Source organism: Polaromonas sp. P1_G2 (assembly GCF_056405515.1).
The window spans coordinates 1-10,095 of record NZ_JBFUBY010000153.1 but is presented as its reverse complement, the minus strand read 5'-3'; the positions used below and the strand labels follow the sequence as shown (position 1 = coordinate 10,095).

At 65.5% G+C, this 10,095-nt stretch carries 9 protein-coding genes; 1 reads left to right on the top strand and 8 read right to left on the bottom strand.

Features of this window, described 5'->3' with window-relative positions; genetic code table 11:
* Positions 1 to 549, bottom strand: a 549-nt coding sequence (locus AC1D0P_RS15910) for an alpha/beta fold hydrolase (RefSeq protein WP_477677633.1), incomplete at its 3' end; no start/stop codon positions are given.
* A gap of 109 nt (positions 550 to 658) precedes the next feature.
* Between AC1D0P_RS15910 and AC1D0P_RS15905 the strand changes: the two genes are divergently transcribed.
* A complete protein-coding gene (locus AC1D0P_RS15905; RefSeq protein WP_477677632.1) occupies positions 659 to 1,495 on the top strand; it encodes a cupin domain-containing protein in 837 nt (278 codons plus the stop codon).
* Here the strand turns inward: AC1D0P_RS15905 and AC1D0P_RS15900 are convergent.
* The 7 genes from AC1D0P_RS15900 to AC1D0P_RS15870 form a co-directional block, all read right to left on the bottom strand.
* A complete protein-coding gene (locus AC1D0P_RS15900) occupies positions 1,492 to 2,724 on the bottom strand; it encodes a BaiN/RdsA family NAD(P)/FAD-dependent oxidoreductase (protein WP_477677631.1) in 1,233 nt (410 codons plus the stop codon). The two genes, AC1D0P_RS15905 and AC1D0P_RS15900, sit on opposite strands and share 4 nt — an antisense overlap.
* Positions 2,725 to 2,751: 27 nt before the next feature.
* Positions 2,752 to 3,876 (bottom strand): sterol desaturase family protein, encoded by a 1,125-nt coding sequence (locus AC1D0P_RS15895; RefSeq protein ID WP_477677630.1) that lies wholly within the window; start codon positions 3,874 to 3,876, stop codon positions 2,752 to 2,754.
* Between the two features lie 100 nt (positions 3,877 to 3,976).
* Positions 3,977 to 4,969: a hypothetical protein gene (locus AC1D0P_RS15890; RefSeq protein ID WP_477677629.1), complete on the bottom strand. Its 993-nt coding sequence runs from the start codon at positions 4,967 to 4,969 to the stop codon at positions 3,977 to 3,979.
* 63 nt (positions 4,970 to 5,032) lie between these two features.
* A complete protein-coding gene (gene cobA / locus AC1D0P_RS15885) occupies positions 5,033 to 5,800 on the bottom strand; it encodes a uroporphyrinogen-III C-methyltransferase (RefSeq protein ID WP_477677628.1) in 768 nt (255 codons plus the stop codon).
* A 6-nt stretch (positions 5,801 to 5,806) separates the two neighbouring features.
* Positions 5,807 to 6,715: a DNA-binding protein YbiB gene (gene ybiB / locus AC1D0P_RS15880; RefSeq protein WP_477677627.1), complete on the bottom strand. Its 909-nt coding sequence runs from the start codon at positions 6,713 to 6,715 to the stop codon at positions 5,807 to 5,809.
* A gap of 43 nt (positions 6,716 to 6,758) precedes the next feature.
* Positions 6,759 to 9,698 (bottom strand): nitrate reductase, encoded by a 2,940-nt coding sequence (locus AC1D0P_RS15875; protein ID WP_477677626.1) that lies wholly within the window; start codon positions 9,696 to 9,698, stop codon positions 6,759 to 6,761.
* A 23-nt stretch (positions 9,699 to 9,721) separates the two neighbouring features.
* Positions 9,722 to 10,095 (bottom strand): nitrite reductase (NAD(P)H) small subunit (locus AC1D0P_RS15870; protein WP_477677625.1); only part of this gene is annotated, 374 nt, incomplete at its 5' end.

The following is a 10,095-nucleotide window of genomic DNA, read 5'->3' as shown; positions in this document are numbered from 1 at the left end:
GTCGAACACCTCGATCGGCAGGCCGCCCGGGTTAGCCGCCGTTTTCAGCATCAGGGGCGGCACGGCGCTGACCAGCACGGCTTTTTTGATTTTCGCGGTGCCGTAACGGCCGATGTAACGCGCCACCTCGCCGCCGCCGGTCGAAAAACCCACCAGCGTCACGTCTTTCACGCCCAGCGTGTCGATCACCGCTGCGAGGTCGGCGGCGTAGTGGTCCATGTCGTTGCCGTCCCAGGGCTGGCTGGAGCGCCCGTGGCCGCGCCGGTCATGGGCGATGACGCGGTAGCCTTTCGATGCCAGGAAGATCATCTGCGATTCCCAGCTGTCCGAATTGAGCGGCCAGCCGTGGCTGAAGCTCACCACGGGGCCATTCTTGGGGCCCCAGTCCTTGTAATAAATTTGCACGCCGTCCGGGGTGGTGATGTAGCTGGCGCTGCGTGCGGCGGACGCCGCGGGTTGCGCCGTAGCGGCGTCTGCGGCCATCGCGGGACTGGCGGTGACGGCGGCGGCCAGTGCGGCGGCGGCGGCGAGACGGGTGAGAGCGTTCATGGTGTTCCTTTGAGAGGGTTGCAACAAGTCGGGATCGACAGAACAAACTTTACGCTTCGCAAAATACGATAAGTGCTTAATAATCCTAAAAAATTGATCTGGAGTATTTATGAGCGACCGGCTTGAAGCCCTGCTACGGCATTTCTCGGTGAGCGCGAATGTGTTCCATTCCGGCGCACTTTGCGGCGTCAACGAACTGGGCGAGGAGGAGGGCACCGGCCAGCTTCACCTCGTGCGCAGCGGCGAAGTCGGCATCAGCCATGGCGGCGCCGAGGTGATGCGTGTCAGCGGCCCCTGCCTGCTGCTTTACCCAAGGCCGATGGCGCACCGCTTCATCACGGATAGCCGGCGTGGCGCCGACTTTGTGTGCGCGCACCTGCGCTTTGAGGGCGGCGCGGCCAACCCGATCGCCGCGGCGCTGCCGTCCTTTGTGTGCCTGCCGCTGGCGCAGATCGAGGGCGCCGCCGGCGTCCTGCAACTGCTGTTCGAAGAGGCTTTTGAGCAGCGCTGCGGCCGGCAGGCGCTGCTGGACCGGCTTTTTGATGTGGTGCTGATCCAGGTGCTGCGGCACCTGATGGAAAGCGGCGAAACCCGCTCCGGCATGTTGGCGGGGCTCTCGCACCCGCGCCTGCGCCACGCCCTTGTCGCGATGCACCAGAGTCCCGGGCAAGAGTGGAGCCTGGAGGCGCTCGCCGATCATGCGGGCATGTCGCGCAGTGTGTTCGCCAACCAGTTCCGCGATACGGTCGGCTGCACGCCCGGCGTGTATTTGCAGCGCTGGCGGGTGGGGCTGGCGCAGCAGGCGCTGCGCCGCGACCGGCCGCTCAAGCTGATTGCCGCGGAGGTCGGTTATGGCAGCGAGGCGGCGCTGTCGCGCGCCTTCAAGGCGCAAAGCGGCCAGTCACCGCGCGAGTGGAAGCTGGCCCAGGAGGCCCGGCAGGCCTAGCGCGCCGGTGTCAGCGCTTGCGCGCAGGCATGCGCGGAGGCCCAGGCCCACTGGAAGTTGTAGCCGCCCAGCCAGCCGGTCACATCCACCACTTCACCGATGAAGTACAGCCCCGGCTGCTTCGACTCCAGGGTTTGCGACGACAGGTCGCGCGTGTCAACACCGCCGACGGTCACCTCGGCCTTGCGGTAACCCTCGGAGCCATTCGGCGTCAGTTGCCAGTCTGCCAGGCGCGCGGCCAGGCCTAGCAGCGCTTTATCGGTCGCCTCGCTGATGGGTTTTTGCAGCGCCGGGTCGGTGCTGGCCCAGGCGTCGGCCAGCCGGCTGGGCACCAGGGTGGCGAGTTCGTTGGCGATGAGTTTTTTGGAGCTGCCTTTGGCGCGCAGCAGCAGGGCCGGCAGGTCCACGCCGGGGGCGAGGTTGATGCTTATCGGCTGGCCTTCGCGCCAGAAGCTGGAAATCTGCAGCACGGCCGGGCCGCTCAGGCCGCGGTGGGTAAAGAGCAGGTCTTCCGAGAAGACCACCGCTTTTTTGCGCTGCTTGGGCGTCGCATCGACGGGGCTGGTCTCAATAAGCACCGGCAGCGCCAGGCCGGCCAGCTGGGCATAGGGCGCCCAGGCTTCGCCGTCAAAGGTCAGCGGCACCAGCGCGGCGCGCGGCTCCACCAGGCGCAGGCCGAACTGTTTCGCGATGCGGTAACCGAAATCGGTGGCCCCGATCTTGGGAATTGACAGGCCGCCGGTGGCGATCACCACCTGCGGCGCCGTGACCAGGCCGCGGTCGCTTTGAAGTTCGTAGTTGCCGCCCGCCTCCTGGGGGCCTTTCAGGCCCTGGATGCCGCAGGGCTGCCAGCGCGTGACATTTCCGGCCTCGCATTCGGCCAACAGCATGTTGATCACATCCTCGGCCGAGCGGTCGCAGAACAGCTGGCCCTTGTGCTTTTCGTGGAAAGGGATGTTGTGGCGCTGCAGCAGGGCGATGAAGTCCTGCGGCGTGTAGCGCGACAGCGCCGAGCGGCAGAAGTGCGGGTTCTCGCTGAGGAACTGCGCGGGTGTGGCGTCACGGTTGGTGAAGTTGCAGCGGCCGCCGCCCGAGATGCGGATTTTTTCGGCGACTTTTTCGCTGTGGTCCACCAGCAGTACCTTGAGGCCGCGCTGGCCCGCCTGGGCCGCGCAGAACAGGCCGGCGGCGCCCGCGCCTATCACGACGGCGTCAAATTGATGGGTCAAATCCACCCCTGAACCATTGCGCCAGGTTCACGGCTTCCAGGTGAACGGAAACTTGAGTTGCTTGAGGAAACCGTTGGGTACATAGTCGCCGAGCACGCCGTAACGTTCGGGCCAAAGCTTGGTGCTTTTGACGGCCGTGCCGAACAGGTAGTCGATGAAGGCGTAGTGCGCCGAGTAGTTGCGGTCCAGCGCCTCCTGGTCCTGGCTGTGGTGCCAGTGGTGGAAGTTGGGCGTGACGATGATGTAGCGCAGCGGGCCCAGGCGCACGCTCACGTTGGCATGGTTGAACACCRCCTGGAAGCCGACGATCACGATGTAGGCGTCTATCACTTCCTTGGAGAAGCCCAGCACGTAGATGGGCGCGAGGATCAGCGTGCGGGTGATCAGCAGTTCCAGGATGTGCTGGCGTGAACCGGCCAGCCAGTCCATGCTCTTGGCGCTGTGGTGCACGGCGTGCAGACGCCACAGCACGGGCACCTCGTGGTAGGCGCGGTGCGTCCAGTACTGCACCAGGTCGGCCACCAGCACGATCAGCAGCACGCCGCCCCAGAAGGGCAGGCCCTGCACCCAGCCGCGGATGCCGTCATTGGCGGCCCAGCCGAAGAATTTGTGCACCATCAGGTTGGTGGCCAGCAGCACGAAGCCCACGATCATGTGGTTGACGATGAAGTGGTGGAGGTCGGTCTGCCACTCGGCGCGAAATACCGGCTGGTCCTTGCGCAGCGCGAACAGCTTTTCAATGAAGATGAAGATCAGCGACGAACCCAGCAAGTCCAGGATGAACCAGTCCAGGCCGATGTAGGGCGTGTTGTCGGCGAAGTCGTTCACCGGCACCTTGTGGCCGCCCAGCAGCGCGGTGGCCACCACCAGCAGGAAGGCGGCGCCGGCCAGCCAGCGCGAGCGGTTGAAGATGATGTTGACCAGCGAGATACCGCCGGCGATCACCAGCGAGGTGAACATCACGATGCGGATGATGTCGACGTTGTAGCTCCTGCGCAGCTCGGGCGTGGTCAGGTATTCGGGGAAATGAAAGGCCAGCACGCCCAGGAAGCACAGCACGCCGAGGCCGAGCGCGATCACGCCGCTCATGATGCCGCGGCCGGGCCGCAGTTCGCCGTGGCTTCCCGTCAAGTCGTTGAGTTTTTCGAGCATCGCGTCTTTCCCTCTGCTGTTGTTTGACTTCGGGAGTGTAGCCGCGAGACGAGAAGCCGTGCAGCGCTTGCCCCGCCTGCACGGCCTCGGGGGCCGGAGCCTATTGCTTCACGATGACCGGATGGATCGTGAACACATTGGGATTTTTAGGCTCCACGGTCACGCGAACCCAGTGGATCAGCGGGCTGCCGAAGGTTTGCAGGCGTGTGAGGTTGGCGAGCAGCTTGGTCGGGCTGTACAGCGGCTTGTCGACCTTGAAGAAATGCGTGTCGCCGTGCACCAGCAAGACCTGGCCGGAGAACTGCTCTGTTTCGGCGATGACGCTGCTGATGAAGTTGCGGTAACCGCTGACGCCTGGCGCCTGGCTCTCGTCCTTGTCTTCGGTTTCCGGCAGGTCAAAGCCCGGGTCGGCCTGGATCACCAGCACCAGGCCGCGCGCCTTGCCGGCCTTGGCCTGGGCGAAAGCCTCCTGCAGCCAGCGCACATTCGCCGCGTCGCGCTCCAGGTATTCGGCATTCGAGGCTTCGCAGTGGGCCGCGGTGCGCGCGCTCTTCTGGGTGCAGTCTTTGTCGTCGAGGATCTTGTTGTTGTTGCTGCCTGGCACGTTCAGTGTCGCGAACACGATGCCCTGGTGCGCAAAGCGCGTGTTCTCCACGAACTTCTCGCCCAGCGGAGCCTGGTGAACCAGTGGCAGGGTGCGCTTGCCCAAGCTGCGCGCGGTGAGGAACATGGTTTTTCGCAGGTAGGCCAGGCGCTCCAGGCCGTCATAGCCGCCGTTGTTCAGGCGGTGGCAGTCCGTCCACTCGTTGTCGCCAGGCACATAGATGACGGGCTTGCTCAGTTCGCCGAACATGGTGAGCGCCGCTGCATAAATGTCATCGCTGCATTTGGAGCTGCCGTCTTTGATGTCGCCGTCGTAGATCGAAAAAGCGATGTCCGACTTGTTGATGCTTTTGAGCAGTGCGGGAATCTTCGGGTCGTCGCCGGCTTTTTGATAGGGCATGTCGCCCCACAGGCCGAATGAAAAACTTTGCGCTTGCGCAGAAGCCATGCTGAGCACCAGCAGCGCGCCGGCCAGAAAACGGTGAGACATGAATGCTCCAGTCGAAAGACCGGAAGCTTAGGCACCGCGCGTGACAGCGGTGTGACGCGGGACTTAGGCCGCGCGGACTGCGTCGGGATGCGCAGCGGCCAGCGCCACACCGCTGATCACGTCGCCCACGACGATGACGGACGGGCTGGCCATGCCGGCATCGCGTATCGCCGTTGCCAACTCGCCCAGGGTGGTGGTGATGTGGCGCTGCGTGGCCAGCGAGGCGCTCTGCACCACGGCAACCGGCGTGGCGGCCGGCAGGCCCGACAGCAGCTCGTCCTGGATGCGCTCCGCACCGCTGACGCCCATGTAAATCACCAGCGTGAGGCGCGCGCTGTGCGCGGTGGCGGCCAGGGCTCTCCAGTCGGTGCCGCTGTCGCCGGGTTTTGCATGGCCGGTGACGAAGACCACGCCATGCGCATGCTGGCGGTGCGTGAGCGGCACGCCCAGCGAGGTGACGGCGGCCAGGCCTGCGGTGATGCCGTTGACGACGTCCACTTCGATGCCGGCCTCGCGCAGGTGCTCGACCTCTTCGCCGCCGCGGCCGAAGATGAAGGGATCGCCGCCTTTGAGCCGCACCACGTCTTCGCCTTCGCGAGCGGCCATCAGCATGAGTTTTTCAATAAAGGCCTGGGGCGTGGACTTGCAGCCGCCGCGTTTGCCCACGTAGACGATGCGCGCGCCGGGCTGCGCGAAGGCCACGATTTCGTCGCTCACGAGGTCGTCCACCAGCAGCACGGTTGCGCGCTGGATGGCTTTCAGGGCCTTGAGCGTCAGCAGTTCCGGGTCGCCGGGCCCGGCGCCGACAAGGGTGACTTTTCCGTGGGTCATGGTGGTTTATTTGATTTGAGGCAACAGCAGCAAGATATGTTCCACCTGCCTGGCAATCGATGGCGGCACCGGCTTGTCGCCGGCCAGCACCGATTGAATATAGGCCGCGGTGGCGGCGGCGTCCACCGTCTTGGGCAGCTCGGGCAGGGAAGCCAGGGTGCCGGCCTGGGTTTCCTGCAGCAGCGAGCGTTTTCCGCTGATGAATGCCTCCATCTGCGGCATGCGGCGGGCATCGGCCACTCCTTCGCCTTCGGTGCCGCGCAGCAGCATCGCGTTGGCACCGGTCAGCTCAAAGGTCCGCGCCATCGATATCGCGTATTCCGGATGGGTGTAACTGCTCACCACCAGGCTTTTGCCCAGGCAGGGGCTCATGATCTTGACCAGGCTGTGCGCCGGGTTGCGCAGGCCCACGGCGCGGCGCACGTCCAGCAGGCGCTTGAGGGAGGGCAGCAGCAACTCGGTCGGCGCGAAGACCGCCTCGCCAAGGCCGATTTTGCGCACGGCCGACAGCGCATGGATGTCCRGGGCCTGCAGCACTTCGGAGGCGAACACCCGGCTCGATTCGGTGGGGGTGCCGTGCACCAGGACCGGCACGCCTTCGCGCGCCAGCAGCAGGGCCAGCAGGGGTGTCAGCACCGGCAGCTTGCGCGCGCCGTTGTAGCTGGGCAGCACCACAGTGGGGGTTTCGGTCGCGGGGAAATGCGCGAGGCGCTGGTGCAGCGCGTCGAGGAAACCCGCCATTTCTTCGGGCGTTTCACCCTTGATGCGCATGGCCAGGCAAAAGCCGCCGATTTCGAGGTCGGTCACCGTGCCGTCCAGCACCTGGCCCATCAGGTCGGTGGCCTGCTCGCGCGTCAGGGCGCGGGCGCCGTCCTTGCCGCGCCCGATTTCCTTGATGTACTGGCTAATACCCATAAGCGTGATTGTCCGCGAATGCAGATAACTTCTTGTTATGAGCTTAAACGACTTGCCGGATCGGGATCACGGTGCGCGGTGCTGGGGCCACAGCGTCGTTGCGCGCCGAACGCACCCGGCGTTTGAGTTCCGGTACGCAGGAGCCGCAATTGGTGCCGCACTTGAGCGTGGCTTGCAGTGAAGCCAGCTTTTCTTCGTCGGTGCCCAGGTGGCCACCACCACCGCCGCCCCGGCTGAGCAGCGCCAGATGCTCATCGATGGCCATGTCGCTCACGTTAAAGCAGGTGCATACCGGTTTGCCGCGCGACTGCACCGCCAACGGCGGCTTGGCGCCGGGCAGCAGCAGCAGGCGGCCGTAGGATTGCGCGGCCAGCTCGTCCTGTAGCAGGGTCCTGATCCAGGCCTGGGCGCTGGTGTCGCCCGCCAGCACAAAACCCGCGAGGTGGGCGTCGCCTCCGTTGCGCACCAGCCGCATGGTGCGGCGCTGGCCCTTCTTGCGATCGGCATAGCGCAGCACGTCCGGCGCATCCAGGCCAAAAATGCGTTCCAGCGCCGCCAGCATTTCGTCGGGCGGCGTCTCATGGCTTGCGGCGCGAAACAGCACACCGCTGCGTTCGCTGCCCCGATCGGCCAGTGGTGTGTTGTTCGAAAACGGCACGCAACTGGTAAAAGGAAATTGCGCCATCAGGGGCTTGAGCTGTTCGCGCACTGTCAACACGTCGCCCTCCGGCAGCCACGCCATGGCCAGCAATGTCCACGACATCTCGGCCTTCAGGATCTTGACAGCTGCGTGTTTGAGTTCGGGTTGTTTGGAGCTCGGGCAATAGGCCGAGGTGGTCAGCGCATTCACGCCGGCCAGCGGTGTGCCGCTGGTGGACTGGCCGCTCAAATACTCCTCGCCCCAATGCATGGCGATAAAGGCCTGGCTGACCGCCACTTCGGGCGAGGCTTGCAGCGGCACCACGATGGAGCCGCGCTTGGAGGTCACGTACACCAGGTCGCCGTCTTTTAGCAGGCGGCGCGCCATGTCCTGGGCGTTCATCTGCACCGCCGGCTCGGCCACGTGGCCGAACAGACGGCCCAGCGTACCGGTGCGGCTCATGCCATGCCACTGGTCGCGTAGCCGGCCGGTGGTCAGCGAAAACGGGTAGCGTGATTCGCGCGGCTCGGCCACCGGCTTGTAGACGGTGTTGGCAAAGCGGGCCTTGCCGTCGGCAGTGGGGAAGACGCCGTCTTCATAGAGCCTGGCCTTGCCCGCCGTGTCGCCCGGCTTGAAGGGCCACTGCCGCGGTTCTTCCTCAAGCAGCGCGTAGCTCAGGCCGGTGATGTCCAAGTCGCGGCCGCGGGTGGATTCGCGGTGTTCGTTCCAGATGACCTCCACGGCGAGGGTGGCGTCCTGCAGGGGGTAGGGGAAAAGGGTGGGGCGCGGAAGGGGTGGGGCCTCTCTCACGTCCTCTTCCGGAGAGGGAAGGCCGGGACGGGAACCCGCTGCCTTCAGCAAAACCTCAAGCCGCTGCGCGAAGTCCACTGCAATCGCCCAGTCATGGCGCGTTTCCCCGGGCGCGGCTACGGCCGGCCGCACGCGGCTGATGCGGCGTTCGCTGTTGGTCACCGTGCCGGTTTTTTCGCCCCAGGTGGTGGCGGGCAGCAGCAGGTCGGCATAGTCGCAGCTGGACGTGGTGGCAAAAGCCTCCTGCACGATCACCAGCTCGGCGCGCTCCATTGCGCGACGCACCGTGGCCTGGTCGGGCATGGACTGGGCCGGGTTGGTGCAGACTATCCACAAGGCCTTGATCTCGCCGTCGGCGGCAGCCTGGAACATTTCGACGGCGGTCTTGCCGGGTTTCTCCGGCACCGAGGGCACGCCCCACAAGGCGGCGATTTCAGCGCGGTGTTCAGGATTGGCCAGGTCGCGGTGGGCGCTCAGCAGGTTGGCCAGGCCGCCGACCTCGCGCCCGCCCATMGCATTGGGCTGGCCGGTCAGCGAGAACGGCCCGGCGCCGGGCTTGCCGATCTGGCCGGTGGCCAGGTGCAGGTTGATGAGGGCGGCGTTCTTCGCGGTGCCACTGCTGGACTGGTTCAGGCCCTGGCAATACAGGCTCAGTGTGGCGGCCGAGGTCGCGAACAGCCTGGCCGCGGCGAGCAGGTCTTCCTTTTTGATGCCGCAGGTCTCGGCCACCAGGTCGGGCGTGTAGTCGCGCACCGTGGCCTTGAGCGCGTCAAAACCCGTGGTGTGCGCCGCGATGTAGGCCGCATCGGTCCAGCCCTCCCACAGCATGATATGCAGCATGCCGTTGAAAAGCGAGACGTCGGTGCCGGGCTGTATGCCCAGGTAGAGGTCGGCGATCTCGGCCGTGTCGGTGCGGCGCGGATCGCAAAAAATGATCTTCAGCGCCGGGTTGGCGGCCTTGGCTTCTTCGATGCGCCGGAACAGGATGGGGTGGGCATAAGCCGTGTTGCTGCCGACGATGAAGATGCACTGCGCATGGTTCACGTCTTCGTAGCAGGCGGGCGGCGCATCGGCGCCCAGCGTCTGCTTGTATCCGGCGACCGCGCTGCTCATGCACAGGCGCGAGTTGGTGTCGACGTTGTTGGTGCCTATCAGGCCCTTGGCCAGCTTGTTGAAGACGTAGTAGTCCTCGGTCAGCAACTGGCCCGAAATGTAAAAGCCCACTGCATCGGGGCCGTGGTCGCGGATGATCTGCGCAAAATTTTCGCTGGCAAAGTCCAGCGCGCTGTCCCAGGACACCGGCTTGGGCGCCTCATGCCGGTGCTCGCGCCGCATCGGTTGCAACAGGCGCGTCTGCCGCGTGACAGCGGCCGAGGCGGTCAGCGCCAGCGTCGAACCCTTGGTGCAGAGCCGGCCGAAGTTGGCCGGGTGATCCGGGTCGCCGCGCACACCCGTGATCTCGTCATCTTGTGACTCAATAATCACTCCACAGCCGACACCGCAATAAGGACAGGTTGATCGAGTATCAGTCATGGAGGTTCGGGGGCGCCTTCAAATCACGCGGTGTGGGGTGCCTGTACGCTGAAGCTCTCGTCGCCGAGTGCGCCCGCGGAAGCGCCCGGGCCGGCGCGCGGCGGCTGCAGGTCCAGCGCCAGCGTGTCCAGCTCGGTGGCGTCCAGGAAGACCTGGCCGGTTTCCACCTTGCAGCTGAACTTGGGGGTGCAGCCCTCGTCGGGCTCCCTGGCGCAGCCGTCGGCCAGGCCTATGGTCCAGTTGTGCAGCGGGCAGGCCACGCTGGTGCCGAACACAATGCCCTGCGACAGCGGGCCGCCCTTGTGCGGGCAGCGGTCCAGCAAGGCGAACACCTGGTCCTGGTCATTGCGGAACACGGCCACGTCGATACCTTTCGCGCGTGAAACACGGCGCGAGC

Bases quoted from the DNA above. Each gene is read 5' to 3' on its own strand.
- AC1D0P_RS15905 (WP_477677632.1), top strand. From the start codon at position 659: ATGAGCGACCGGCTTGAAGCCCTGCTACGGCATTTCTCGGTGAGCGCG.
- AC1D0P_RS15890 (WP_477677629.1), bottom strand. From the start codon at position 4,969: ATGTCTCACCGTTTTCTGGCCGGCGCGCTGCTGGTGCTCAGCATGGCT.
- cobA (WP_477677628.1), bottom strand. From the start codon at position 5,800: ATGACCCACGGAAAAGTCACCCTTGTCGGCGCCGGGCCCGGCGACCCG.